At 69.4% G+C, this 24,939-nt stretch carries 23 protein-coding genes and 1 riboswitch; of the genes, 12 read left to right on the forward strand and 11 right to left on the reverse strand.

What is annotated here, in order from left to right; translation table 11 throughout:
* Positions 1–323: 323 nt before the first annotated feature.
* From C0099_RS12430 to C0099_RS12455, 6 genes are all read right to left on the reverse strand, one after another.
* Positions 324–1,376, reverse strand: a complete 1,053-nt coding sequence (locus C0099_RS12430; protein WP_102245883.1) for an IS110 family RNA-guided transposase — start codon at positions 1,374–1,376, stop codon at positions 324–326.
* 107 nt (positions 1,377–1,483) lie between these two features.
* Complete coding sequence (locus C0099_RS12435; RefSeq protein WP_102247709.1) at positions 1,484–2,779, reverse strand: TolC family outer membrane protein; 1,296 nt, start codon at positions 2,777–2,779, stop codon at positions 1,484–1,486.
* A gap of 12 nt (positions 2,780–2,791) precedes the next feature.
* On the reverse strand, positions 2,792–3,115 hold the full coding sequence (locus C0099_RS12440; RefSeq protein WP_102247710.1) for a rhodanese-like domain-containing protein: 324 nt from the start codon (positions 3,113–3,115) through the stop codon (positions 2,792–2,794).
* Positions 3,116–3,220: 105 nt separating this feature from the next.
* Positions 3,221–4,969 (reverse strand): EAL domain-containing protein, encoded by a 1,749-nt coding sequence (locus C0099_RS12445; RefSeq protein WP_102247711.1) that lies wholly within the window; start codon positions 4,967–4,969, stop codon positions 3,221–3,223.
* A 125-nt stretch (positions 4,970–5,094) separates the two neighbouring features.
* A complete protein-coding gene (locus C0099_RS12450; RefSeq protein WP_164084915.1) occupies positions 5,095–6,255 on the reverse strand; it encodes a methyltransferase in 1,161 nt (386 codons plus the stop codon).
* The gene (locus C0099_RS12455) at positions 6,252–6,917 is read right to left on the reverse strand and encodes an alpha/beta hydrolase (protein WP_102248503.1); all 666 of its coding nucleotides are present in this window, start codon (positions 6,915–6,917) and stop codon (positions 6,252–6,254) included. Before C0099_RS12455 ends, C0099_RS12450 begins: the two co-directional genes overlap by 4 nt.
* A gap of 183 nt (positions 6,918–7,100) precedes the next feature.
* On the opposite strand from C0099_RS12455, the gene C0099_RS12460 reads away from it, so the two are divergent.
* From C0099_RS12460 to C0099_RS12470, 3 genes are all read left to right on the forward strand, one after another.
* Positions 7,101–8,669 (forward strand): sensor domain-containing diguanylate cyclase, encoded by a 1,569-nt coding sequence (locus C0099_RS12460; RefSeq protein ID WP_102247713.1) that lies wholly within the window; start codon positions 7,101–7,103, stop codon positions 8,667–8,669.
* Between the two features lie 109 nt (positions 8,670–8,778).
* Positions 8,779–9,936 (forward strand): DNA polymerase IV, encoded by a 1,158-nt coding sequence (gene dinB / locus C0099_RS12465; protein WP_102247714.1) that lies wholly within the window; start codon positions 8,779–8,781, stop codon positions 9,934–9,936.
* Entirely contained in the window at positions 9,933–10,841 is a 909-nt protein-coding gene (locus C0099_RS12470; RefSeq protein WP_102247715.1) for a cobalamin-binding protein, read from the forward strand. Before dinB ends, C0099_RS12470 begins: the two co-directional genes overlap by 4 nt.
* Here C0099_RS12470 and C0099_RS12475 read toward each other — a convergent pair.
* Positions 10,805–11,932 carry a M48 family metallopeptidase gene (locus C0099_RS12475; RefSeq protein ID WP_102247716.1) on the reverse strand — a complete coding sequence of 376 codons (1,128 nt, stop codon included), beginning with the start codon at positions 11,930–11,932 and terminating at the stop codon, positions 10,805–10,807. The genes C0099_RS12470 and C0099_RS12475 overlap by 37 nt on opposite strands.
* A gap of 198 nt (positions 11,933–12,130) precedes the next feature.
* Here C0099_RS12475 and C0099_RS12480 point away from each other — a divergent pair, with 198 nt between their 5' ends.
* On the forward strand, positions 12,131–12,415 hold the full coding sequence (locus C0099_RS12480; protein WP_102247717.1) for a ComEA family DNA-binding protein: 285 nt from the start codon (positions 12,131–12,133) through the stop codon (positions 12,413–12,415).
* A gap of 16 nt (positions 12,416–12,431) precedes the next feature.
* On the opposite strand, the gene cobA is transcribed toward C0099_RS12480, so the two are convergent.
* The 4 genes from cobA to C0099_RS12500 all read right to left on the reverse strand — a co-directional run bounded on the left by cobA (position 12,432) and on the right by C0099_RS12500 (position 17,065).
* On the reverse strand, positions 12,432–13,259 hold the full coding sequence (cobA, locus tag C0099_RS12485; protein ID WP_102247718.1) for a uroporphyrinogen-III C-methyltransferase: 828 nt from the start codon (positions 13,257–13,259) through the stop codon (positions 12,432–12,434).
* 68 nt (positions 13,260–13,327) lie between these two features.
* Positions 13,328–14,104 carry an ABC transporter ATP-binding protein gene (locus tag C0099_RS12490; protein ID WP_102247719.1) on the reverse strand — a complete coding sequence of 259 codons (777 nt, stop codon included), beginning with the start codon at positions 14,102–14,104 and terminating at the stop codon, positions 13,328–13,330.
* Positions 14,101–15,087 (reverse strand): FecCD family ABC transporter permease, encoded by a 987-nt coding sequence (locus C0099_RS12495; RefSeq protein WP_102247720.1) that lies wholly within the window; start codon positions 15,085–15,087, stop codon positions 14,101–14,103. Before C0099_RS12495 ends, C0099_RS12490 begins: the two co-directional genes overlap by 4 nt.
* 19 nt (positions 15,088–15,106) lie before the next feature.
* Complete coding sequence (locus C0099_RS12500; RefSeq protein ID WP_102247721.1) at positions 15,107–17,065, reverse strand: TonB-dependent receptor; 1,959 nt, start codon at positions 17,063–17,065, stop codon at positions 15,107–15,109.
* A gap of 121 nt (positions 17,066–17,186) precedes the next feature.
* Positions 17,187–17,407: riboswitch (cobalamin riboswitch) on the reverse strand.
* 145 nt (positions 17,408–17,552) lie between these two features.
* On the opposite strand from C0099_RS12500, the gene C0099_RS12505 reads away from it, so the two are divergent.
* The 8 genes from C0099_RS12505 (at position 17,553) to C0099_RS12535 (ending at position 24,932) form a co-directional block, all read left to right on the forward strand.
* On the forward strand, positions 17,553–18,569 hold the full coding sequence (locus C0099_RS12505) for a nicotinate-nucleotide--dimethylbenzimidazole phosphoribosyltransferase (protein WP_102247722.1): 1,017 nt from the start codon (positions 17,553–17,555) through the stop codon (positions 18,567–18,569).
* Positions 18,570–18,620: 51 nt separating this feature from the next.
* On the forward strand, positions 18,621–19,388 hold the full coding sequence (locus tag C0099_RS12510; protein WP_102247723.1) for a GGDEF domain-containing protein: 768 nt from the start codon (positions 18,621–18,623) through the stop codon (positions 19,386–19,388).
* Between the two features lie 69 nt (positions 19,389–19,457).
* On the forward strand, positions 19,458–20,423 hold the full coding sequence (gene rfaE1 / locus C0099_RS12515; protein ID WP_102247724.1) for a D-glycero-beta-D-manno-heptose-7-phosphate kinase: 966 nt from the start codon (positions 19,458–19,460) through the stop codon (positions 20,421–20,423).
* Positions 20,420–21,370 (forward strand): ADP-glyceromanno-heptose 6-epimerase, encoded by a 951-nt coding sequence (gene rfaD / locus C0099_RS12520; RefSeq protein ID WP_102247725.1) that lies wholly within the window; start codon positions 20,420–20,422, stop codon positions 21,368–21,370. The genes rfaE1 and rfaD overlap by 4 nt, the downstream gene beginning before the upstream one ends.
* Positions 21,370–21,540, forward strand: coding sequence for a hypothetical protein (locus C0099_RS16015; RefSeq protein WP_164084916.1), 171 nt, complete (start codon positions 21,370–21,372; stop codon positions 21,538–21,540). The genes rfaD and C0099_RS16015 overlap by 1 nt, the downstream gene beginning before the upstream one ends.
* A 109-nt stretch (positions 21,541–21,649) precedes the next feature.
* A complete protein-coding gene (gene waaF, locus C0099_RS12525) occupies positions 21,650–22,732 on the forward strand; it encodes a lipopolysaccharide heptosyltransferase II (protein WP_102247726.1) in 1,083 nt (360 codons plus the stop codon).
* On the forward strand, positions 22,729–23,814 hold the full coding sequence (waaC, locus tag C0099_RS12530; RefSeq protein WP_102247727.1) for a lipopolysaccharide heptosyltransferase I: 1,086 nt from the start codon (positions 22,729–22,731) through the stop codon (positions 23,812–23,814). The genes waaF and waaC overlap by 4 nt, the downstream gene beginning before the upstream one ends.
* The gene (locus C0099_RS12535) at positions 23,811–24,932 is read left to right on the forward strand and encodes a glycosyltransferase family 4 protein (protein WP_102247728.1); all 1,122 of its coding nucleotides are present in this window, start codon (positions 23,811–23,813) and stop codon (positions 24,930–24,932) included. Before waaC ends, C0099_RS12535 begins: the two co-directional genes overlap by 4 nt.
* Positions 24,933–24,939 lie beyond the last annotated feature (7 nt).

The raw sequence follows: 24,939 nt of genomic DNA on the forward strand, positions 1-24,939 counted from the left end.
ATCGGGCCGAGGCGTCGCCCTCGCCTTCGGCTCGACGCGTATATGGACTCCTCCCGTTTGCAAGCCTTTTGTCGTCTTTGGCTGTTGGGTACGACTGCGCACGTATATCCGACCTCAGTAGTTGAGCGCATTTGCTCGGGTCTCGATGGGCTATTCGCACGCCGGCGCCTGATCGACCTATCGTGCTTGGGAGCACTTCGCGTTAAGCAGGCTGTGCCGACGTCGGTTCGACCTGTGAGCCATCCACGACTTGGGCTTCGCAATCGACGGTAGGGGCTTACTCCTTCTCGTTACTTCGATTCACTTCAATCACTGCGCAGCGCTCACGCCACACCCACAGGCTCTTCGGTCCGTGTTCGTGCATGCTCCGGATCGTACTCACCGCCTCGCACCAACAACGCCCAGGCCATGCGTAGCGTCTTGTTGGCCAGCGCCACCGCGGCCACGTTCTTGTTGCGTCGCGCGCACAGCGCCTGCACCCAACAGCTCAACGCATCGTCCTTGTGCGCGCAGTTCTTGATCACCGAGCGCGCGCCGTGGATAAGCAAGGTGCGCACATACGCGTCACCGCGCTTGCTGATGCCCAGCAGGCGCTGCTTGCCCCCGCTCGCGTGCTGCGCTGGCACGATCCCCGCCCAGGCACTGGCCTGGCGCGCCCGGGCGAACTGACGGCCATCGCCCAAGCTGGCCACCAGCGCGGTGGCGGTGATCGGGCCCACTCCGCGCAAACTCATCAGCCGTCGCGCGGCCCCATCCTCGCGCGCGATGCGCTCGATCTGTGCGTCGAGCCGGGCGATGCGCTCATCGAGCGCGACCAGATCGTCGTACTGTTCCGACAGAATCTGCACGAACGCCTCGCTGAGCCGCTCGTCTGCGTTCTCGATCAGCACGGGCAGCGCCACCCGTACCTGCCTGACCCCTTGTGCGATCGCAATCCCGTACTCGCCCACCAGGCCGCGAATCTGATTGACCAGCGCCGTGCGTGAGGTCACCCGCTCGCTGCGCACCCGGTGCAGCGCCTGAATGTCCTGCTGCGCCACCGTCTTGATGCGCACAAAGCGCATGTCCGGACGACCCACCGCTTCGCAGATCGCCTCCGCGTCGTTGGCATCGTTCTTGTTGCCACGCACGTACGGCTTCACAAATTGCGGCGCAATGAGCCGCACATCATGGCCCAGCTCGCGCAGGCGCCGCGCCCAGTGGTGCGCACCGGCGCACGCCTCCATCCCGATCAGGCACGGCTCAAGACGCGCCAGATACTCCAGCAGCTGCGCCCGCCGTACCTGACGGCGCAACACCCGATGACCCCGCTCATCCACCCCATGCAACTGAAACACCTGCTTTGCCAGATCAATGCCAAGGCGCGTAATCTTCATCTCGGACTCCTCCTCAACCTGTGACTGGGAATGCAATTCTCAGTCTGGCACCTCGATGCCGTAAGGGGGAGGAGTCCATCCCATTGACCTACGGATCGCCGATCGGCTCAGGGTTCGAGCATGGCGTTGAGGGTTTGCAGTTCGGCCTCGTCGAGCGTGCCGGCCGCGGCCTTCAGGCGCAGTTGCGCGAGCAGCGTATCGTAGCGTGCGCGCGCCAGCTCCTGGCGCGTCTCGGCGAGCTGGGTGAGCGAATTGAGCACGTCGATGTTGATGCGCACGCCCACCTCGTAGCCCAGCCTGTTGGCATCGAGCGCCGACAGGGACGACACCTCGGCGGCTTCGAGCGCGCGGATGCGCGCCATGCCGCTGGTCACGCCAAGGTAGGCCTCGCGCGCGGCCAGCGCCGCGGCGCGGCGTGCCGACTCGAGCTCGGAATCGGCACGCATCTTCAGCGCGGCGGTTTCGCGCGACACCGATGAAACGCGCCCGCCGGCGTACAGCGGCAGGTTGAACTGCAAGCCGATGGTGCTGGTTTCGGTGCGCGGGCTGGCGAAGTTGTTCTGCCGGTTCGAGCGACCGTGCGTCGCCACCAGATCGACCGTGGGCAGGTGGCCGGCGCGCGCGCGCTCGACCTCGCGCGCCGCGATCTGTTGCTGCAGCAGCCCGGTGCGCACGCCGAAACCGCCCTCCGCGGCGCTCGCCGCCCAGCGTGCTGCATCGGCCGGCCGCGGTGCAACCAGGCTCATACCCTCGCGCAGGCGGGCCAGTTCACCGGGATCGTCACCGACGATGCGCGCCAGCGCATCGCGCGCAACGTCGAGCGCGCTCTCGGCGGCGATCACCTGCGCATTGGCCAGATCGAAGCGCGATTGCGCCTCGTGCACGTCGGTGATGGTCACGGTGCCGACGTCGAAACTGGTCCGGGCGATCTCGAGCTGCTCCTCGGCGGCCTCGCGCAGGCGCAACACCGCGTCGAGCGCGTCCTGTGCATTGAGCACTTCGAAATAGGCCTCGGACACGCGCAGGATCAGGTCCTGGCGCGCCTGCTCGAAGAGCACGCCGGCCAGATCGGTACGCAGCTCGCCCTGGCGGGCCGCCACGATGTTTTGCATGCGAAACACCGGCTGCGTCAGTTGCACGCCCCAGGCGTTGCTGTTGAAACGCTCCGACGGCAGGCCATCCGGTTCGCTGCGGTTGCGCGTGACGTTGCCCGTCAGCGCGACCTCGGGCAACAGGCCGGCCCGGCCCTGTACGACGGCCTCCTGTCCAGCCAGCAATTCGGCGCGCGCGGCGGCGAACTCCGCGTCATTGGCCTGGGCGCGGTGATAGACGTCGAGCAGGTCGGCCGCGGCCGCCGTCATCGGCAACAGGCTCGCGACACACAGGATCAGGTTTCGCTTCATCGGCAACTCCGGTCAGTAACGGGGCATGGCCGGGTCGACCTGGTCCGCCCATGCGGCCACGCCTCCGGCGAGATTGAAGACGTTCGTGAAACCCTGACGTTCGAGGAACATGCACACGTGCGCGCTGCGCACGCCATGGTGGCAGACAACGACGATTTCCTCGTCCGGATCGAACTGCTGCTCGCATGCGGGAACGGTCGCCATGGGCACGTTGCGCGCACCATCGATGCGGCACAGTTCGAACTCCCACGGTTCGCGCACGTCGAGCAGCACGGGGCGGCTACGCGCGCGGTCGGCCAGGCGGTCGGCGAGTTCGGTCGCGCGGAGGGTCTTCATCGGCTTCCTGCAGCATGGCTTGAACGTACGGACAGTCGCCAAGCATACCTGCATTCGCGGCCGATGCCGCCGGCCGCGCCACGCGATCAGTGATCGATTTGGCGCTCAGCCGCAGGCGAGTGCGTCGTCGGAAACCAGGCCGCACAGGTGGATGCCGCCCTCCGAACGCTTGGCGACCATCTTGGCGGCGGCCGCGGCGCTGGCCACGTCCTCGGGCGTCGAAAAGGCATCGGGACGCACCTCGACCGCACCGACCGACAGCGCGGTGAGCGGGAACAGGGTGCGAAAGCCGCGCCGATCCTCGCTCTCGAAACCGCCGCGGGCAAGGTCCTGGGGGTCGAACAGGGTGCGCGAGCGCAACGCGAACTGTTCGATCACGCGCCGGCAGCGCGCCAGCCAGTCCTCGGACTGGAACAACACGAGGAAGTCGTCGCCGCCGACGTGACCGACGAAATCCTGTCCCGCATCGCAGCTGTCGAGGATGGTCGATGCGGCCAGCTTGATCATCTCGTCGCCGCGCCAGTAGCCGTACAAGTCGTTGTAGGGCTTGAAATTGTTCAGATCGAAATAGCACGCGGCAAACTGCGCGCGCGCCGCGAGCAGCCGCCGGATGTGCTCCGTGACCGGTATGTTGCCCGGCAGCAGCGTCAGCGGATTGGCGTGGCGCGCGGCCTCGATGCGCCGCTCGGTGACCGCGCGCACCAGACTCTCGCCGGTAGCCAGGCCGGCATAGCGCCCGGCCTCGGTGACGATGAATCCTTCGAACAGGTAGCGCTGATCGTCGCCGGCGAGCATTCGCACCATGGAGTCGATCGGCACGTCGCGTTCAACACGCATCGGGTCGGGATTCATCATCTGCGCGCACGGGCGACGACCGAACAGTTCGCTGAAGTATGGCTGGGCATAGCGGTCGAGAAACGTGCGGCGGTCGATCAGGCCCACCGGCCAGTCGCCGTCGACGATGGCCACCGCATGCAGGTCCGGCCATTTGGCGAACACGCGGCGCACATCCTCGTTGCAGGCGTCGGCCGACACGGTGGGCGCGCGCACGATCAGGCGAGCGACGGTCTGGTCCGGATGCGGCCCCGGCAAGGCATTGGGCAGCACCGCGATCTTTCCCGAGGCGAGCACCGCGCTGACCTCGTCGGGCACGCCGGCGACGGGCCGCTCGTGGGGGCGCCCGAGCAGATAGCCCTGGGCGTAGCGACAGCCCAGATCCCGCAGCACGGCCAGTTCGGTGGCGGACTCGATTCCCTCGGCGACCACCAGCGAGCCGAAGCGCTCGGCGAGCGTAAGCATCGCGCGCACGACATCGACCTTGCGCGGGTCGCGATGCACGTCACGCGCAAAGTACTTGTCGAGCTTGACGATGGCCGGCTGCAGCTGCGCCCACAGGCGCAGACTGGAACGCCCGTCGCCGAAGTCGTCGAGCGCCAGCCCGATGTCCTGCGCGGCGAACACCGTCAACGCCGCATGCAGGCGCTCGTATTGCTCGACGCGTTCGTGCTCGGTCAGTTCCAGCATCAGGCGCGAAGGCGCCACGTCCGCGTCGACCGCGGCGCGGAACAGCCGACTGCCGCGATCGGCGGCAAAGGCCTCGATGGCCGGTGCGCCGAGATTGATGAACAGGCGTCCCGGCAGGCGCAGCCGGCCGAAGGCCGCGATCGCCGCCAGCGCGGCCTCGCACTCCAGTTCGAGCAAACGCCCCGCCGCGCGGGCCGCGCCCAGCAAGGCGTCCGCGCCATGCAGCGGCGAGCCCTCCGCCCCCCGCACCAGGGCCTCGTAGCCGAACACCTCGGCGGCCGCGACATCGACGATGGGCTGAAAGACGAAGTGGTAGCGCCGTTCGTCCATGATTGCGGTGATTTCCGCGTGCGCCTGGGCTACTGCAACCGACGCGCTCTGACGCCGATCCGAACACGTGCAAGTCATGACATTCCACTCCCCGGGAGGCGGAATTCGAGTGTGCGCGAAGCCGGTTACAGGCGCGTGAAACCTGCGTCGCGCGCAGCGGCCAGGCGCCACAGCGAGGTGACTTCGGCCGCGCGCGCAGCGTGCAAGGGGTCGTTCGCGTCGCGCGTGCGCGCGTGACGCGGCGCCACGTCGAGCCGATCGATGACCACCAGGCCGGCCGCATCGAAGGCCGCGAGCAACTCCTCACGGCTGCGCAGGCCGAGATGCTCGGCCAGGTCCGAGAGAATCAGCCAGCCCTCCCCGCCCGGCGCCAGGTGTTCGCACAGTCCGGCCAGAAAGCCGCGCAGCATCGCGCCGTCCGGGTCGTAGACGGCGCGCTCCAGCGTCGATGCGGCCTTGCCCGGCAACCATGGCGGATTGCACACGATCAGCGGCGCACGCCCTTGCGGGAAGAGATCGGCCTCGACCGGTTCGACGCGATCGCCCAGTTGCAGACGGGCGATATTGTCGCGCGCACACGCCAGCGCACGCGGCGCATTGTCGGTGGCGAGCACGCGCTCGACACCGCGCCGCGCCAGCAGTGCGGCGAGCACGCCGGTGCCGGTGCCGATGTCGAAGGCCAGGCGCGTATCGGCCGGCAGCGGCGCGGCGGCGACCAGATCGATGTATTCGCCGCGCACCGGCGAGAACACACCGTAATGCGCGTGGATGCGCGCGCCCAGCGCGGGCACCTCGACGCCACGCTCACGCCACTGGTGCGCACCGATGGCGCCGAGCAGATCGCGCAGCGGCACGGCGCAGGGTTCGGGACATTCGCCCCAGGCTTGGGTGCACGCGTTCGCGACGTCGGGCGCGCGCCCGGCGAGCAGGCGCCAGCCGGCATCGAAGCGCACCAGCAACGCACCCAGGGTGTGCGCGCGCTGGGCCTGGCCGAGGCGATACAGATTGAAAGCAGCTACGCGATCATCAGGCCACTTGCGGCGCGCGCGGCTGCGTTCGAAACGTCTTCCCAGCGCCTGCAGCAGCTGCCGCGCGTTGTGGTAATCGCCCCGCCACAGCAGGGCCGTGCCCTCGCAGGCCAGCCGCCAGGCAGCATCGGCGCGCGTCGTATCGTCGGCCTCGATCACGCGGGCGGGCGGTTTCGCACCCGCTTCGCTGCGCCAAGCGAGCACTTGCTCGAGGCCCGAGGCGTCGTGCCAACGGATGACCGGCTGCGCCGGATTCACGCCGCGAGCACGCGCTGCAGGAAGCGCTCGATGTCGCGAATCTCGTTGAGCGTCACGGTGTGTACCATGGAGTAGGCATGCCACTCGACGGGGTAGCCGAGCGCCGCCAGCGCGTCGCGCGAGAGCTCGCCGCGGGCGAACGGAATCACCGGGTCGGCGGTGCCATGCGCGAGGAACACAGGCACGTCGGCGTTGGCGTCGCTGCGCTCGGCGGCAAGCCTGTCGGCCAGCGGCAGATAGCCCGACAGGCCGACCAGACCGGCCAGACGCTGACCGAAGCGCAGCCCGGTCATCAGCGTCATCGCGCAACCTTGCGAGAAGCCCATCAGCACGATGCGCGAGGCCGGCACGCCCCGCGCGATCTCGTGCTCGACCAGTTCGGCGATGGCTGCCTGCGATTCGCGCAACCCGGCTTCGTCCTCGTTCTGGCCGCGCTCGAAGCTGAGCACGTCGAACCAGGCGCGCATCGGATAGCCGCCGTTGATCGTCACCGGGCGCACCGGCGCATGCGGGAAAACGTAGCGCACCGCGCCGGCTGCGGACAGGTCGATCTCGTCGCAGATCGGAACGAAATCGCTGCCGTCCGCACCCAGGCCATGCATCACGATGATGGCCGCGCCGGGGTCGGCGCCGGTTTCGCGTTCGATGGTTTCAAGCGTCATGTCGGGAACCTCGGGAATCGGAAAGGGCGCGATCGCCGCGGCGTGCGATGCGCGAACACGGGCCGCCATCATCCCCGCTTGCGCGGGCGTGTGCAACGCGTCACGCGTGGCACTTGATCCAGATCATCACAGCTGCCTGCAACGAACACGCAGCGACGCGGAACACGCTAAGCTCGTCATGTCATGCCCGACTCCCAGCCCTCTCCCGCTGCCGGCCCGCAACTGCGCCGGGCGACCTCGCGCCGCACCGCGATGCTGCTCGCCGCCGCGCTGATCATGCTGTTGTGCGTGTCGCTGATCGCGCTCGACATCCGTCATACCAGCGAGGCGCGCGAGCTTCGCCTGAGCCAGGCCGAGAAGGTGCTGGGCAACTTCACGCGCTCGCTCGCGCAGCACGCCGAGGACAAGATCAAGGAGGCCGACACCTATCTGGCGCAACTGGTCGAGCGCCTGGAGGCGGAAGGCATGGGTGACGCGCACGCCGCACGCCTGCACCCGCTGCTGATGGACAGCGTACGCGACATGCCGCAACTGCACGGCCTGTTCGTCTACGACGAGACCGGGCGCTGGATCGTCAATTCGCAGCCGGTGCTGCTCACGCAGTACAACAACTCCGACCGCGACTACTTCATCCAACACCGCGACGATCCTTCCAGGCGGGTATTCATCGGCCCGCCGATCCGCAGCCGCTCCACCGGCGACTGGATCATCACCGTGTCGCGGCGCGTCGACCAGCCCGACGGGCGCTTCGGCGGCGTGGCGCTGGCGACCATGGCGATGGCCCATTTCAACGAGTACTACAAGGGCTACGATATCGGCGCGAGCGGCACGATCTCGCTGCTGCTCACCAACGGCACGCTGCTCGCGCGCCACCCCTTCGTCGAGGACGCGATGGGGGCCTCGCTCGCCGAGCAGGCACTCTACCGTGACCACGTACTCGTCGCCGAGCGCGGCGTGCTGCGCGAAGCGGGCGAGTACGGCGAACGACTCGTCGCCTTCCGCCACCTCAAGCGCTATCCGCTCGCGGTGGTCGTCACGCAGTCGCGCGAGGAGGTGCTCGCCGGCTGGATCGGCGAGGCGCGCCGCGGTACGCTGGGCGTGGTCCTGCTGTCGATCAGCCTGGCCGGCGCGGGCCTGTTCGTGCTGCGCCTGATGGCGCAACGCCTGCGCGCCGAGGACGAATTGCGCGACGCGCGCGATGCGCTGCGCGAGGCCAATGTGCGACTGCAGCGTCTGGCCGCCGAGGACGGGCTGACCGGGCTGGCCAACCGACGCGCCTTCGACGAGCGTCTGGCTGCCGAGATTGCCCGGGCGCGGCGCGAACGTACGCCGCTGTCGTTGCTGCTCGTCGACGTCGACCACTTCAAGCCCTACAACGATCTATACGGCCATCTCGAGGGCGACGACTGTCTGCGCGAGGTGGCCGCGCTGATCCGACAGGTCGCCACCCATCGCGGTGGCGATTTCGCGGCGCGCTACGGCGGCGAGGAGTTCGCGGTGCTGCTCTCCGGCACGGCCGAAGACGGCGCGGCGCGCGTCGGCGAGCGCCTGCGCGCGGCCATCGCCGACGCGGGCATCGAGCATGCGGGCAGCCCGTGCGGCTACCTGACCTTGAGCGTCGGCGCGGCCGCATTGTGCATCGACATGCCCGGCGACGCCCAGGACCTGATGCGCCGTGCCGACCGGGCCCTGTATCAGGCCAAACATGACGGACGCGACCGCGTCGTCGTCGATGTCGCCTCGCCGGGCTGACGCGCATCGGCGCGCGCGCGATAATCAGGTTTTCACCATGGTCGTGGCGCAGTACGCACCACAGCCGAGACCGCATCCGACACGCGCCGGCGCACCTGCGCGACAACCGATGAAACCACCCCGTCGCATCGCCCACCTCGACATGGACGCCTTCTATGCGTCGGTCGAACTGCTGCGCTACCCGCAGCTGCGCGGCCGCGCGGTCGTCGTCGGCGGACGCCGCGCGCAGGCACCGCAACGCCTGCCCGACGGTTCACTGCGCTTCGCGCGTCTGGCCGACTACGTCGGACGTGGCGTGGTCACGACTTCGACCTACGAGGCACGCGCGCTCGGCGTGTTCTCGGCGATGGGCATGATGAAGGCCGCAAGGCTCGCGCCCGACGCCGTGCTGCTGCCGGCCGACTTCGACGCCTACCGCCACTACTCGCGGATGTTCAAGGCGGCCGTGGCGACCATCGCACCGAGCATCGAGAACCGCGGCATCGACGAGATCTACATCGACCTGACAAACATCGACGATGACTCGTTGTCGCTGGCGCGCCGTATCAAGGCGGCGGTGCGCGACGCCACCGGCCTGAGCTGCTCGATCGCCGTCGCGCCCAACAAGCTGCTCGCCAAGATCGGCTCCGAACTCGACAAGCCCGACGGACTGACCCTGCTCGACCTGGCCGACGTGGCGACGCGCATCTGGCCGCTGCCGGCCGGCAGGATCAACGGCATCGGGCCGAAGAGCGCCGAGCGCCTCGCCGCGCTCGGGCTCGCTACCGTCGGCGACATCGCGCGCGCCGACCCCGCCATGCTGCGCGAGCACTTCGGACACAGCTACGCCACCTGGCTGGCGGACGTAGCCCATGGGCGCGACGAGCGACCGGTAGTGACCCACTCGGAGCCGAAGTCGATCAGCCGCGAGACCACCTTCGAGCGTGACCTGCATGCGCAGCGCGACCGCGAGGAACTGTCGGGCGTGTTCACGGCGCTATGCGAGCGCGTTGCCGAGGACCTCTCGCGCAAGGGCTATCGCGGACGCACCATCGGCATCAAGCTGCGCTACGCCGATTTCAGCACGGTGACGCGCGATCTGACGCTGCCAGCGGCCATCGACGATGCCGCCGCCATCCGGCGCGCGGCCGGCGCCTGCCTGCGACGCGTAGGCCTGGAGCAGCGGCTGCGTCTGCTGGGCGTGCGTGTGGGCGGTCTCGAAGCGGCGACAGGCGTACCGGACGCTTCCGGTTACCAGGTCGAGTTGCCCCTGCAGGTGACGTCTTGAGGCGGGCGCTGATCGCCGTGCTCGTGTGTCTGGCAACTGCCGCCGATGCCGCCGGAGTGCGCATCGTCGACGACGCGCAGCGCGCGGTCGAACTGAGCGCGCCCGCCACGCGCATCGTCAGCATCGCACCGCATGTCACCGAATTGCTGTTCGCCGCCGGTGCCGGCGATCACGTGGTCGGCGTCGACGAGTTCAGCGATCACCCGCCCCCCGCGCGTGCGCTGCCGCGCATCGGCCGCCACTCGGGTCTGGACCTGGAAGCCATCGTGGCCTTGCGCCCGGATCTGGTCGTGGGCTGGGCCAGCGGCAACCGCATGCCGCAACTCGAGCGGCTCGAGTCGCTCGGCATCCCGCTCTATCTCAACGAGATCCGCAGCGTCGACGACATCGCCGCAAGCATCGAGACCTTCGGCCGGCTTGCCGGCACGCAGACGGCCGCCGGTGCCGCGGCCGACGCCCTGCGCCAACGTGCCGACGCCCTGCGCACGCACGGGCGGGCGCCTCGCCTGCGCGTGTTCTATCAGGTCTGGGACAGGCCACTGATGACGATCAACGGCGAGCATCTGATCTCGCGTGCGATCGAACGCTGCGGTGGACGCAATGTGTTCGCGTCGTTGTCGCAACTGGCTCCGACGGTATCGGTGGAGGCTGTTCTCGCGGCCGATCCGCAGGCCATCATCGCCACGCGCATCGACGATACTGACCCGGCCGGGTTGGGCGGGTGGCGGCGCTGGCCGGATCTGGCAGCGAGTCGTCACGACAACCTGCTGGCCCTGCCCGCCGACCTGCTGCAGCGCCCCGGACCGCGCTTCATCAACGGCGTCGAGGCGCTGTGCGCGGCGCTGGACGAGGCACGGGCACGCCTCGCTCAACCCGACGAGGCATCGGGACGGGAACGCAGGTAGGCGTCGCGCCACTCGTAGCGCATCTCGGCCCACCAGGCACGATCCAGTTCCCACGCCAGGCGCGGCACCAGCAGCGCCAGATGGCGCTCGGCCACCGAATCCTCGACCGGCATGTCGCTCGCCGGCCACTCGCCCAGCGCCGCCAGGCGCTCGGCCAGCGATGGATGCAAGGCGTCGCCCTCGTCGCATATCGCACGCAGGCAGGCGCCGCGCCCGTCACCCGGCAAAAAGCCGGCGACCATGCCCAGCCCCATGTCGCGATAGGGTCGCATGCGCGGACGCGGGCTGGAGGCGCACTGAGCCATGACCTTGACCCAGAAGTCGCAACGCAGGAATCGCTCGCGCGCGGCGACCTCGACCAGGGTTTCGGCGAGCAGGTCGGCGCCGACCGCGCCGGCCGCCACCCGGTCAGCCTCGAACTCCTCGATGCGCGCCAGCCGCAAGGCCGTGCACACCTCGTTGCGGGTGAGTCGATCGAGCATCGCCCCGAACAGCGGCAGGCGATCGATGCAGCGCTCGACGGCGCGAAACCATGCACTGCGCGCCTGCGCACCCCAGGCGTCGACGAAGCGGCTCTGCACCGCCAGGTGGCCGTATTCGTGGGCGACGATCGCGCACAGCTGACGTTCGGAGACGCTGTGCGCCAGGGGCAGGCCGATCAGCAGGTGGGTTTCGATCGGGCCGACCAGACCCCAGCGCGGACGCCGCAATACCGCCGCATTGATGTCGCCGGTGATCCACACCGTGTCGACCGGCCGTCCACCGCAGTCGCGGCCGATGCGATCGCACAGCGCATACAGGGACGGCGCCAGTTCGCGTGCCAGCGGCACCCCCTCGGGTGGTGGCGCAGCGACGAGCAGGCAGCCACCGATGCGCCACGCCAGCAGCACGCCAGCGACGGCCGTCGCACCCCATGGCAGCGCCAGCCACCAGGCGTCATCGCCCGCCAGTACGCCGGCGAACCACAGCGATCCGATCGAGCCGCCGATCAACACGGCGAGCAGCAAGGACAGCAGCGCGAGGCCGGCCAGCGCACGCAATGCGAGCCGGCGCCCGATGTGCGATATCTCGGCGGGTTCCTCGTCGATCATACGGTCTCCCGGACGTACGAGAACGCCCGGACTATAGGATGATCGCCTACCGGCTTGTGTATACATGATCCGACAGCGGGACTATGTCACACCCTGCACGGCTCGCCGCGCAGCAGCGAGGGCAAATGTTGAATGTTGACATTTGCATACGTGCACGGCATAAACGACACGCCTGTTGGCACTACATCGGAGGTCCTCATGTACAAGTCATTGCGTTGTCTCGTACTCGCTTGCCTGTTCGCACCGCTGGTGGTCTTCGCTGCCGGGGTGGACATCAACACGGCCGATGCGGCCGCGCTCGAACAGGTCAGGGGCATCGGCCCGGCCCGGGCCGCGGCCATCATCGACTACCGCGACAAGAACGGGCCGTTCAAGTCGGTCGACGAACTGACCAAGGTACCGGGCATCGGCGAGAAGTCACTGGACTCCATGCGAGATCAGGTGCGCGTCGGCGCCGCCAAGAGCGCAAAGGGCGTCAAATAGGCGCTGACGGGGCCGGTCAGTCGCGACCGGCCCCGCGTTCGGTCGCCTCGCGGCCGCCCTCGCCCGATGCGGCAAACCACGCCAGCCGCGGATACAGACCGACTACGCCACCGACCACCGTCAGCGCCGGCGGACGGATGCCGGCCTCGCGCACCCGATCGGCCAGATCGGCGAGCGTACCGACGCACACGCGTTGCGCATCGGTCGTGCCGCGTTCGATGACACCGGCCGGGGTGTCCTCCGCGAGTCCATGCTCGACCAGCCGCGCACAGATGTCCGCGAGCCGCGAAATACCCATGTAGATCACCAGCGTCTGCCCGCCGCGCGCGAGCATCGGCCAGTCCAGATCGAGGGCCCCGTCCTTGAGGAAACCGGTGGCGAACACCACCGACTGCGCGTGATCGCGATGCGTCAGCGGAATGCCGGCATAGGCCGCCACCCCTGCCGCGGCGGTCACGCCGGGTACCACCTCGAAGGTGATGCCCGCATCGACCAGCGCCTCGATCTCCTCGCCGCCGCGACCGAAGATGAACGGGTCCCCACCCTTGAGGCGCACCACCCGACGCCCCTCGCGCGCGTGGCGCACCAGCAGCGCATTGATCTCGTCCTGCGGCAGCACATGGTCGGCGGCCTTCTTGCCGACGTAGATGCGCTCGGCCGAAGCGGGTGCCAGTTCGAGAATACGCGCGCTCACCAGGTTGTCGTAGAGCACCACATCGGCGCCGGCGAGCAGCGTCGCGCCGCGCAAGGTGAGCAGCTCCGGGTCGCCAGGCCCGGCGCCGACCAGATACACGCAGCCGGGCTGCGGGCCGGGACGGGCATTGCGGATCGCGGGAATGGACATGGACGGCTCCGGATGTGCGGGGCGCAATCGTCGTTCAATCGCCCCTGCAGTTCAAGCCTAGACGCTGGTCAGCGCGCCACGAAGATCGATCGCCCAGCGTCATCGACCACCCCGATCGGATGGTCGAAGGCGCGGCTCAGGCGCGTCGCGTCGAGCATCGCGGCCGCGTCACCGGCCTGCGCCCCACCATCGCCGTCGAAGAGCACGACGGAATCGGCGTAGCGTGCGGCCAGATTGATGTCGTGCAGCACCATCACCACCGCGCGCCCCTGTCCGGCCAGATCCCGGAACAGGTCGAGCGCGGCGATCTGGTGGTGCAGGTCGAGATGATTGGTCGGCTCGTCGAGCAGCAGCAGACGCGGCGCTTGCACCAGCAGGGTCGCGATCGCCACGCGCTGGCGCTCGCCCCCCGAGAGGGTAAGCACATCACGCGCGGCCATTCCCGTCAGACCCACCGCGGCCAGCGCCTCGCGCGCCACGGCTGCGTCCTCGGCGCCTTCCCAGCCCCAGCGCCCCAGATGCGGGTGGCGTCCGACCAGCACCGTCTCGAGCACCGTCGCCGGAAAGTGGTCGTCCTGCTGTTGCGCGAGCAGGCCACGAAAGCGCGCCAGCTCCGCCGCCGGCCAGGCCTGCGGTGCCCGGCCGGCCAGCGACACCGAGCCGGCGGCCGGCGCACGCAGGCCGGCGAGCGTGTGCAACAAGGTGGTCTTGCCCGATCCGTTGGGGCCAAGCAGCACCACGCAGCGGCCGGCAGCGACCTCCAGCGAGACGCCGCAGCAGAACACGCGCCCGCCTGCCTGCAGGGCGAGATCACGCGCTTCGAGGAGGATTTCACCGGCGTTCATCGGCGCGGCGCATGACGCGAGAGCAGGAACAGGAACATCGGCACGCCGATCAGCGCGGTGAGCACCCCCACCGGCAACTGCACCGGCGCAACAACGGTGCGCGCGGCGGTGTCGGCGATCAGCAGCAAAGTGCCGCCAGCCAGCGTCGCCGCCGGCAGCAGCACGCGCTGGTCATTGCCGACAGCGAGCCGCACCAGGTGCGGCACGATCAGGCCGACGAAGCCGACCGAGCCCACCAGCGTGACCGCGGTGGCCGTCATCAGCGAGGCAGCCAAATAGAGCACGATGCGCAGCCGCCCGACTTCCACGCCCAGGCTGCGCGCGGTCAGTTCGCCGCGCGCGAGCACGTTGAGCTCGCGCGCCCGTGGCGCGACCAGCGCCAGGGCTAGGGCCAGCACGACGAAGCCGGCCCACGGCCGCGATGCCCCGGAGGCATCGCCCATCAGCCAGAACAGCATGGAGTGCACGCGCACGTCGGTAGCCAGCGCGAGCATCAGCGTGATCGCCGCGCCGCAGCCGGCGGCCACCACCACGCCGGTGAGCAACAGACGCGTCTGCGTCCACGAGCCGTCGCCGTGCGCCAGCCCGAACACCAGCAGCACCGCGCCCATCGCCCCGGCGAAGGCGGCGCCGTCGACGATCCATGTCGCGGCACCGACGATCATCGCCGCCAGCGCACCGACCGCCGCCCCGCCGGCGATGCCGAGGATGTAGGGATCGGCCAGCGGGTTGCGCAGCAGCACCTGCATCAGCGCGCCGGCCGCCGCCAGCAGCGCGCCGGCGGCGAACACCGCCGCAGCGCGCGGCAGGCGCAACTCGCGCACGATGGCCGCATCCATGCCCTCGGCTTCCCCGCCCAGGGCGGCCAGGATGCGCGCCGGCGCAACGGCGACCTCGCCCGCCGACAGCGCCCACATCAGCGCGACCAGTCCCGCCACTGCAAGCGCGAACAAGGCGAGGATGGCGCGCCGCCGGCCCGGCATCAGACCCCTCCGCGCATCGTCAGAAGGCGTAGCGCGCGTCGACCATCAGCGTGCGCCCGTCGGCCGGGTAGTAGCTCTCGCCGAAGCCGTAGTTGAACGCGGTCGGCGCATACTTGCGGTCGAACAGGTTGAGCGCGCGCGCGCGCAGCGTCCACGCGTCGATGCGCTTGGACACGGCGAGATCAACCACGGTGTATGAGGGCAGGCGACGGAAGGCATTGGCGTTGTCGCCAGCGTAGTAGCGCTCGCCGACGAAGTTGGCCGCGGCATTCGCGCTCCAGCCGGACGGGCCGGTCCAGGTCAGGTTCGCGTTGGCGCTCCATTCGGGCACCAGCGGCAACCGCTCGCCGCGATTGTCGCCCGCGCGAAATTCCGCCTTCTGCCAGGTGATGCCACCGCCCAGACGCCAGGCGCGAGCGAGTTCCACGCTGCCGTCGACCTGCACGCCGCGGTGGCGGCTGCGCGCCAGATTCTCGTTCTCGAACGTCATCGGGTTGTAGGCGATCTCGTCGGTCATGTCGAGATTGTAGGCCGTCACCCCCAGACGCCAGCCCGAGCCCGAGAACTCGGCGCCGACATCGACGAAGTCCCCGACTTCGGGGCGCACCGGCTGCGAGACGAAACCGCCGAAAGTGGTCAGCTCGTCCAGGTTGGCGAAGCGGAAGGTCTCGCCGAAACGCGTGAACACACGCACGGCCTGCGTGATGCGCCAGCTCGCACCGGCCTCCCAGATGGTTTCCGCGTGGTCGTTGTCGCGGCGCTTGCCGCCGCTGTCGCGCGCGGACTGGTCCACGTTCTGACGTCGCACGCCCACGCTGACGGTGAGTGCGTCGGTGAGCATCGTGTGGTTGTGCAGATAGAAGGCATCGCTTTGCTGGTCGATGCGCACGCTGTTGGTCGTCGGCGCGGACGGGCTGGCCGCGCTGTCGGCGTCGAGCCGGCCGTCGTAATGGTCGAAGCCGATAACCGTGGTGCTGGCCAGCGAGCCCAGGCCATGACGCCACTTGAGCCGCGGCGTGAGCGACAGCGTGCGCGTCTCGCGGTCCTGGAAGGTCGGCCAGTTGGAGATGAACGAACGCCCGCGCGTCTCGCCCAGTCCCAGTTCCGCCGCGAACTCCAGCGTATCGGAGAACGCGTAGCGCACGCCGGGACGCACGTAGGCACTGTCTCGCTCGGCGAAGCTGTCGTCGGTCTCGGCCTGGCGCGGATCGTCGTCGTACTGCGCGTTGGTGAGCGCACCGGGCAGGCCGAAGCGGGTCCTGGCGCCACCGGCCTCGAGGGTGATCTCGCCGCGTTCGAGTGCATAGGCGAGGTTGGCCGCGAGCGCGTTGTGCTCCTGCCGGTTGTTGTCGCGCCAGCCGCGACTGGCACGGTGTTCGGCGCTCAGTGCCACGCTCAGGTCGCCGCTGCGCGTGGCGTAGTCGGCCGACAGTTCGCGCGTGTCGAAGCTGCCCCAGCCAGCCGTGACGCTCCCGCCCTGCTCGTCGCTCGATGTGATGATGTTGATGACGCCGCCCACGGCATTGTCGCCATACTGAACGGCGCCGCTGCCATGGCGCACCTCGATGCGCTCGATGCGCGACAGCGGCACCTGCGACCAGTCCACACTGGCCGAATCGAGCGGATTGAGGCGCCGGCCATTGAGCAGCACCAGCACGCGCTGTGCGCCACCCTCGCCGAAGCCGCGCATGTCCACCGCGGTATCGCCGGTCACGCTGCCGTACAGGCCGCGCACCTGCACGCCGGTGACGCGGCGCAGCACGTCGGGCACGGACAGCGCGCCGCTCGCGGCGATCTCCTCGCGCGAGATCGTGACCACACGGCCGATGACGTCGATCGATTGTTCGGGAAAGCGCGTCGCGGTCACGATGACCGGCTCGCCGATGGATTCGTGCACGAGCGTCTGCGCAGCTGCGCCCGACGCGAGGACAGCCGTCAGGGCCGCCGGAACGGCGGATACGAGGGGATGGGATTTCATCGATGGACTCCGGTTGTCCGTGCGCCCCCGCACGGATCGACCTGTTCAAAACCGAAGTACACGGAGAACGACCTCAGGACACGCATCCCGTCGCCACCCCGCGACACTTCGCCGGTTCGTGTCCGGGCCGGTATCCGGGCTCGCAGACTGAACGGCCGGCCCTGAAGGGCCTCCGCCGGACACATCGCCTTCCCAAACTCGCGTTCAGTGGCTGTGAGGATGCGTCTTTCGTCTGCTTACCGTTGCGGGGGCAGCACAGGACTTGCGTGGACCGGCCGAACCGGTCACGCGCACCTGTTTCCCGTTCAACCCTGCGGCACGATCTGCCGCCGGGCACCTGGAGCACGCTCGCCCGTGAGGCGAGGCACGCATGATAGCGCGAAGCCATGCCGTCGTCACAGTCCGCGCGCCCCGCCCCCGGACATCCCCGATGCGCACTGCGAAGCCGGTGGTAGACTGGCCGCGGACACGACGACGACCCCAGCGCATGCACATTCGCATCGACCCTCCCGACGAGAATCTTGCCGACGCCCTGCGCGCGAGCGTCGGCGATGCGCTGGGCCGCGTCGGCGAGCTGGCCGTGCAGATCGGGCTTGCCCAGGGAACGCTGCAGCCGCAGATGCACCGCCCCGCAATCGTGCTGTTCGCCGGCGATCACGGCGCGATCGCCGCCGGTGCCTCGGCACGCCCGCAAAAGATCACGTGGCAGAGCGTGGAGCGCATCGTCGCCGGCCGTGCGCCGATCAACCTCGCCTGCCGGCAGATGGCACTCGCCCTGTCGGTGGTCGATGCCGGCGTGAGCCACGATTTCGGCGCGCACGCGGGACTGGTGGACGCCAAGATCGAGCACGGCACGGCCAACTTCGGCCTGGAGCCGGCGATGTGGCGCTCGCAGCTCGAACGCGCGCTCGAACGCGGCCGCGCCCTCGCCCATGAGTACGCTGCGCTGGGTTGCAGCGCGATCGGCTTCGGCTCGATCGGCGTCGGTGCGCGCGCCTCGGCCACCCTGCTCACGCACTGCCTGACCGACGTGCCGCTGGATGCGCTGTCGGGCGCCAGCGATGCGAGCGACCCGGCGCCGACCCGACGACGCGCACTGTTCGAGCGCGCGATCGCGCGCGCCGGACGCCCCGCCGATGCGCACGAGGCGTTGCGCGAGTTCGGCGGTTTCGAGATCGCGATGATGAGCGGCGCCATGCTCGGCGCAGCCGAACGCCGGCTACTCGTCGTCGTCGACGGCTTGGTGGCGGGCGCCGCGCTGCTGGCCGCCCGCGCCATCGCACCGCAGATCATCGCTTACGCCGCTCTCGCCGACCGTTCGCCCGAGCCCGGACATGATCACCTGGCGGCCGCGCTTGGCCTGTGCCCGCTGCTGGAACTGGGGCTGGCCGGCGGCGACGGCCTCGCCGCCGCCCTGGCGATGCCACTGCTGCGCACGGCCGCCGGGTGCACCAGCGCCGCCGGCGGTCTTGCACCCGCCGGGCGTGACAGCCGGAGTCCCTGACGGCGACACGCGTATGTGCAGCTTCGCTTATAATCCACCACCGATCCGTCAATGCGGCTCAGCATCCCATCCGAGGTCGAATCCGTGCCACCCGAATTCCTGTACCTTGCCCTGACGCTGATTCTCGGTCTCGCCATCGGCTTCTACGCCGGCCAGGTATCCACCCGCCGCAGCCGCTCGGCACGCACCGCCGACGCCGTCGTACCCGCGCGCGCCTCGGCCACCCAGACCGAAGCCGGGGATCTGGCGCGCAAGCTGGCCGAGCGCACGCGCGAGGCCGAATCGCTGCGCGCCAGACTCTCCGCGAACGAGCGGCAGGTGCGCGAGCGCGCGCTGACCGACCCGCTCACCGGCGTAGGCAACGGCATGCTGCTGTCCGATCGCATCGAACATGCAATCACGCGCGGGCGCCGCCACAACGCACGCCTGGGCATCATCGTGCTCGACCTCGAAGCGTTCGGTGCCATCAACGAAGGCATCGGCCGCCCGGCCGGTGACCGTCTGCTCGTCGAAGTCGCGCGCAAGCTGCGCGAGGCCGTGCGTGCCGAGGACACTGTCGCCCATGTGCACGGCGACCGCTTCGCGATCGCGCTCGAGGGCGTGTTCGAGCGCGAGGACCTTGAACGCGCACGCGAAGCCGTACAGCGCGTATTCGCCGAGCCTTTCACGCTCGACGACAAGGAAATCGAACTCAAGGCGCGCATCGGCAGCGCACTGTTCCCCAGCGACGGCGAGAACGCCGAGACGCTGCTGCGCGCAGCAGAGCAACAACTCTCGATCGGACGCAAGCGCAAGCGCGCCGCCACGCAGTCGTCCTGACGCCCCCCGCACGGGCGGCCGGATCATGAAATAATCCGGGTTTGTCACCCGACGAGCCCGCCCCGCCTCATGAGCGTTCCGCTTCCCGATTTTTCCACCGGTCGTGTCGTCGTCGTCGGCGACGTCATGCTCGACCGCTACTGGCACGGCTCCACCAACCGCATCTCGCCCGAGGCGCCGGTGCCCATCGTGCGCGTCGAACAGGACGAGTTCCGCGCCGGCGGCGCCGGCAACGTCGCGATCAACGTCGCCTCGTTGGGCGCGCGCGCCGACATCGTCGGCCTGATCGGCCACGACGAGGCCGGCACGCTGCTGCGTCACCGCCTCGAGGACGCCGGCGTCGCCTGCCGCCTGATCGAGGCGCCGCACCATCCGACCATCACCAAGCTGCGCATCATCAGTCGCCACCAGCAACTGATCCGGCTGGATTTCGAGGAGAGCTTCGCGGTGCTCGAATCGGCCGGCATCGAGGCCGAATGCGACGCCGCCCTGCCCGGCGCCGGCGCGCTGGTGCTCTCCGACTACGGCAAGGGCACGCTCGCCCAGGTCGGCTCGCTGATCCGCGCCGCGCGCGAGGCCGGCGTGCCGGTCGTGGTGGACCCCAAGGGCACGGATTTCGGCCGCTACTGCGGCGCGAGCGTAATCACCCCCAACCTTTCCGAGTTCGAGGCCGTGGTCGGGCACTGCGCGAACGATGAAGTGCTGGTCGAGCGCGGCGAGGCCCTGCGCGAGGCGCTCGACCTGCAGGCCGTGCTGATCACGCGCAGCGAGCGCGGCATGACGCTGATCGCACGCGCGGCCGCACCCCTGACCCTGCCGGCGCGCGCGCGCGACGTGTTCGACGTCACCGGCGCCGGCGACACCGTCGTCGCGCTGCTCGGCGCGGGCCTGGCCTGCGGTCTGCCGCTGGCCGAGGCGACGCTGCTGGCCAACGTCGCCGCCGGCATCGTCGTCGGCAAGCTGGGCACCGCCAGCGTGAGCCCCGAAGAACTGCTGCGCGGCCTCGAACAGGCACCCACTGGAGAAACCGCATGATCATCGTCACCGGCGGCGCCGGCTTCATCGGCAGCAATATCGTGCAGGGGCTCAACGCCCGCGGCATCGACGACATCCTGGTCGTCGACGACCTGTCCGACGGCCACAAGTGCCTGAATCTCAACGACGCCGACATCGCCGACTACATGGACAAGGACGATTTCCTCGCGCGCATCCGCGCCGGTCAGGATTTCGGCCGCGTCGAGGCGATCTTTCACGAAGGCGCGTGCTCGTCGACCACCGAGTGGGACGGGCGCTTCGTGATGCAGGTGAACTACGAGTATTCCAAGGCCGTGCTCGATTGGTGTGCACCGACCCGCGTGCCGCTGATCTATGCCTCGTCGGCCTCGGTGTACGGCATGGGCCCGACCTTCCGCGAGGCGCGCGAGTTCGAACGCCCCCTCAACATGTACGCCTACTCCAAGTTCCAGTTCGACTGCCATCTGCGCCGTCACATGCACGCCCTCGAAGGCCAGGTCGCCGGCCTGCGCTACTTCAACGTCTATGGCCCGCGTGAACAGCACAAGGGTTCGATGGCGAGCGTCGCCTGGCACTTCTACAACCAGCTGGAGACGGCCGGGCGCGTGCGCCTGTTCGAGGGCTCGGACGGCTACGGCCCGGGCGAGCAGCAGCGCGATTTCATCCATGTCGACGACGTCGTCGCGGTCAACCTGTGGCTGTTCGACAACCCGCAGGTCTCGGGCATCTTCAACGTCGGCACCGGCCGCGCGCAGAGCTTCAACGACGTCGCCCACGCCGCGATCGGCTGGCACGGTGCCGGCGGCATCGACTACATCCCCTTCCCGGACCACCTCAAGGGCCGCTACCAGAGCTTCACCCAGGCCGACATGGGGACGCTGCGCGCGGCCGGCTTCGAGCACCGCTTCACCCCGGTCGAGGAAGGCGTGCCGCGCTATCTGGACTGGCTGAAGGACCGAGGACTGTAATGCGACAAGACGACGCGACACCGGCTCGACGAAATGCGCCGGCGGGGTTACCCGAAATCGCCGGCGTGCGCTGGGCACGCGGCACGCCCGAACTCACCCGACCGCTATCCGCCCGACCGGTCAATACCGGCACGCCGATATCCGACTGGATCGTCGAGAACCGCCGTTGAGCGCCGCACTCGATCTGGTGGCGTACTTCGCCCCGGCCATCGTAGATATCTACCCGCACGGCTGCCAAGACTGCATTTTGCAGATTTTGCACCCCTCGCATGAACCGCGATGAACCCGACCATCCCTGATCCCGACGATATCGAAGACGCCCCCGCCGGCCCGGTGCGCGGCATCCTCGTCGTCGGCCCATCGTGGGTCGGCGACATGGTCATGGCGCAGAGCCTGTTCAAGGTGCTCAAGGCCGCCGAGCCCGAATGCATCATCGATGTGCTGGCGCCCGAATGGTCGCTGCCCATTCTCGATCGCATGCCCGAGGTGCGCCGCGGCGTGGTGATGCCGGTGGGCCACGGCAAGCTCGAGCTGGGCACGCGCTGGGCGCTGGGCCAGCAGCTCGGCCGGATCGGTTACAGCCACGCCATCGTGCTGCCCAATTCGCTCAAATCCGCGCTCGTTCCCGCCTTCGCCGGCATCGCCACGCGCACCGGTTTCCGCGGCGAGATGCGCTACTGGCTGATCAACGACATGCGGCTGCTGTCCAGGCGTCGCCTGCCGCTGACCGTGCAGCGCTTCGTCGCGCTCGGCCGCACGATCCATCAGCCGCTGCCCGAACCGATCCCGCGCCCGCGACTGGTCGCCGACGCAGCCAACCAGGCGCGGTTGCGTGAGGCGCTGGAGTTGCCGCCGGAACGACGCGCCGTGGCCTTCATGCCGGGCGCCGAGTACGGTCCGGCCAAGCAGTGGCCGCTGGAGCACTTCGCAGCGCTCGCGCGCGAGCTGGTGGCACGCGGGCGCGACGTGTGGATCGTCGGCTCGGGCAAGGACCATGACGCCGGCGAGGCGATCGCGCAGGCCGCCGGCAGCGGCGTGATCAATCTCGCCGGGCGCACCACGTTGGGCGATGCCGTCGACCTGCTGGCGATGGCCGAGGCTGCGGTCACCAACGACTCCGGCCTGATGCATGTGGCCGCCGCGGTGGGCGTGCCGCTGGTGGCGATCTTCGGCTCCTCCACGCCGGACCACACGCCGCCGCTGGCCGATCCGGCACGCGCCAAGGTGCTCTACCTGGGCCTGGAGTGCTCGCCCTGCTTCAAGCGCACCTGCCCTCTCGGCCATCTGCGCTGCCTCACCGAAATCACGCCGGCCGGCGTGCTCGGCGCACTGGACGAACTGGGCGTGGCTCAGCCGGGATGAAAGTACTCGTCGTCAAGACCTCCTCGCTGGGCGACGTGATCCACACGCTGCCGGCGCTCACCGACGCCGCGCGCGCGATCCCCGGCGTGCGCTTCGACTGGCTGGTGGAGGAGAACTTCGCCGAAGTGCCGGCCTGGCACCCGGCCGTCGAGCGCGTGATCCCGGTCGCGCTGCGTCGCTGGCGGCGTTCCGTGCTGCGCACCTGGCTGGCCGGCGAATGGCAGGCGATGACGCGTTCGGTGAAGCTTGCCGACTACGATCTGGTGATCGACGCCCAGGGTCTGATCAAGAGCGCGATCCTCACCCGCTATGCCGGCGCACCGGTGCACGGGCTGGACCGCGCATCGATCCGCGAGCCGCTGGCGAGCCGCTTCTACGACCAGCGCCATGCCGTCGCCAAGGGACGCCACGCGGTCGAGCGCGTGCGCGAACTGTTCGCCAAGGCGCTGGGCTACGACAAACCCGACACGCCCTGCGATTACGGGCTGGAGCGCACCCGCGTATTTGGCGACGCACCGCCGCCGGCCACGCCAACGCTGCTCTTCCTGCACGGCACGACCTGGGCCACCAAGCACTGGCCGGAGATGTACTGGCGAGATCTGACCGAGCGCTGCACGCGCGCCGGCTGGCAGCTGCGCCTGCCGTGGGGGAATGACGCAGAGCGCGAGCGCGCCGAACGCATCGCCGCCAACCTGTCGGGCGTCACCGTGCTGCCGCGCCTGACGCTGGCCGGCATCGCGGGGGAGCTCGCCGGCGCCGCGGCCTGCGTCGCGGTCGACACCGGCCTGGGGCATCTGGCCGCCGCGCTCGACGTACCCACCGTCTCGCTGTTCGGTCCCACGCGACCCGAGCTGACCGGCGCCTGGGGGCCACGCCAACGCCACCTCGCCTCGGACTTCCCGTGCGCGCCATGCCTGTCCGCGCGCTGCCGCCACTACCCGACCAAGGACGAGCTGGCGCGCTTCGACGTGGTGCGCGAAAAACCGCTGTGCTACACGCGGCTGGAACCGGATCGCGTGTTCGCCGAGCTGTCCGCGCTGGTCAATGAGTCCGGGCGACCGGCGCCGGAGACGGCGCGATGAATCTGGCCTTCTGCCTTTACAAGTACTTCCCTTACGGGGGCCTGCAGCGCGACTTCCTGCGTATCGCACAGGCCTGCGTCGCGCGCGGGCATGCGGTGCGCGTCTATACCCTGGGATGGGAAGGCGAGCAGCCCGACGAACTCGACATCGAGATCGTGCCGGCACGCGGCCTGACCAACCCCGCGCGCTATCGCATGTTCACCGAACTGGTACAGCGCGACCTGGCCGTGCGGCCGGTCGATCGCGTGGTCGGCTTCAACAAGATGCCGTGGCTCGACGTCTATTACGCCGCCGACCCGTGCTACGCCGAGAAGGCAGCGGCACGACGCGGGCGGCTGTACCGGCTGTCGGGGCGCTACCGGCATTTCTCGGCGTACGAGCACGCGGTGTTCGATCCCGAGTCGGCCACCGAGATCCTGATGATCTCGAGCGTGCAGCAGCCGCTGTTCGAGAGGCACTACGGCACGTCGAAGACGCGCTTTCACCTGCTGCCGCCGGGCATCGCGCCGGACCGTCGCGCACCGCCCGACGCGGCCGAGATCCGCGCGGCGTTCCGCCGCAAGTTCGACCTCGCCGACGACGAGCGCCTGATCGTGCAGATCGGCTCGGGCTTTCGCACCAAGGGGCTGGACCGCAGCCTGAAGGCGCTGGCGGCGCTGCCCGACGAACTGCGCGCGCGCACCCGCCTGATCGTCATCGGCCAGGACGACCCGCGCCCCTTCCGCGTGCAGGCCAAGGCCTTGCGCATTCTCGATCGCGTCGCCTTCCTCGCCGGGCGCGACGACATCCCGCGCTTTCTGCTCGGCGCCGATGTGCTGATCCACCCGGCCTATGCCGAGAACACCGGCACCGTGCTGCTCGAAGCCGTGGTCGCCGGCCTGCCGGTGCTGACCACGGCGGTATGCGGCTACGCGCACTACGTCGAGGAAGCCGGCGCCGGCCGCGTGCTGGCCGAACCCTTCGAACAAAGTACGCTCGACGCCGCCCTGGCGGACATGCTCATGGACGACACCGCGCGCGCGGCGATGTCGCGCAGCGGACTGACCTGGGCCGAGCGTGCCGACATCTACTCGCTGCCCGAGCGCGCGGCCGACGTGATCCTGGGAGACCACCGGTGATGCTCCC

It is taken from the genome of Pseudazoarcus pumilus (genome assembly GCF_002872475.1).
Lineage (GTDB): Bacteria > Pseudomonadota > Gammaproteobacteria > Burkholderiales > Rhodocyclaceae > Pseudazoarcus > Pseudazoarcus pumilus.

Excerpts from the sequence above, each read along its gene's own strand:
- C0099_RS12430 (WP_102245883.1), bottom strand. The coding sequence starts at position 1,376 with ATGAAGATTACGCGCCTTGGCATTGATCTGGCAAAGCAGGTGTTTCAG.
- rfaE1 (WP_102247724.1), top strand. The coding sequence starts at position 19,458 with ATGAGCGTTCCGCTTCCCGATTTTTCCACCGGTCGTGTCGTCGTCGTC.
- C0099_RS16015 (WP_164084916.1), top strand. The coding sequence starts at position 21,370 with ATGCGACAAGACGACGCGACACCGGCTCGACGAAATGCGCCGGCGGGG.
- C0099_RS12535 (WP_102247728.1), top strand. The coding sequence starts at position 23,811 with ATGAATCTGGCCTTCTGCCTTTACAAGTACTTCCCTTACGGGGGCCTG.
- rfaD (WP_102247725.1), top strand. The coding sequence starts at position 20,420 with ATGATCATCGTCACCGGCGGCGCCGGCTTCATCGGCAGCAATATCGTG.
- C0099_RS12510 (WP_102247723.1), top strand. The coding sequence starts at position 18,621 with ATGCGGCTCAGCATCCCATCCGAGGTCGAATCCGTGCCACCCGAATTC.
- cobA (WP_102247718.1), bottom strand. The coding sequence starts at position 13,259 with ATGTCCATTCCCGCGATCCGCAATGCCCGTCCCGGCCCGCAGCCCGGC.
- C0099_RS12435 (WP_102247709.1), bottom strand. The coding sequence starts at position 2,779 with ATGAAGCGAAACCTGATCCTGTGTGTCGCGAGCCTGTTGCCGATGACG.
- C0099_RS12495 (WP_102247720.1), bottom strand. The coding sequence starts at position 15,087 with ATGCCGGGCCGGCGGCGCGCCATCCTCGCCTTGTTCGCGCTTGCAGTG.
- C0099_RS12455 (WP_102248503.1), bottom strand. The coding sequence starts at position 6,917 with ATGACGCTTGAAACCATCGAACGCGAAACCGGCGCCGACCCCGGCGCG.
- dinB (WP_102247714.1), top strand. The coding sequence starts at position 8,779 with ATGAAACCACCCCGTCGCATCGCCCACCTCGACATGGACGCCTTCTAT.
- C0099_RS12445 (WP_102247711.1), bottom strand. The coding sequence starts at position 4,969 with ATGGACGAACGGCGCTACCACTTCGTCTTTCAGCCCATCGTCGATGTC.
- waaF (WP_102247726.1), top strand. The coding sequence starts at position 21,650 with ATGAACCCGACCATCCCTGATCCCGACGATATCGAAGACGCCCCCGCC.
- waaC (WP_102247727.1), top strand. The coding sequence starts at position 22,729 with ATGAAAGTACTCGTCGTCAAGACCTCCTCGCTGGGCGACGTGATCCAC.
- C0099_RS12440 (WP_102247710.1), bottom strand. The coding sequence starts at position 3,115 with ATGAAGACCCTCCGCGCGACCGAACTCGCCGACCGCCTGGCCGACCGC.
- C0099_RS12490 (WP_102247719.1), bottom strand. The coding sequence starts at position 14,104 with ATGAACGCCGGTGAAATCCTCCTCGAAGCGCGTGATCTCGCCCTGCAG.
- C0099_RS12480 (WP_102247717.1), top strand. The coding sequence starts at position 12,131 with ATGTACAAGTCATTGCGTTGTCTCGTACTCGCTTGCCTGTTCGCACCG.
- C0099_RS12505 (WP_102247722.1), top strand. The coding sequence starts at position 17,553 with ATGCACATTCGCATCGACCCTCCCGACGAGAATCTTGCCGACGCCCTG.
- C0099_RS12475 (WP_102247716.1), bottom strand. The coding sequence starts at position 11,932 with ATGATCGACGAGGAACCCGCCGAGATATCGCACATCGGGCGCCGGCTC.
- C0099_RS12460 (WP_102247713.1), top strand. The coding sequence starts at position 7,101 with ATGCCCGACTCCCAGCCCTCTCCCGCTGCCGGCCCGCAACTGCGCCGG.
- C0099_RS12500 (WP_102247721.1), bottom strand. The coding sequence starts at position 17,065 with ATGAAATCCCATCCCCTCGTATCCGCCGTTCCGGCGGCCCTGACGGCT.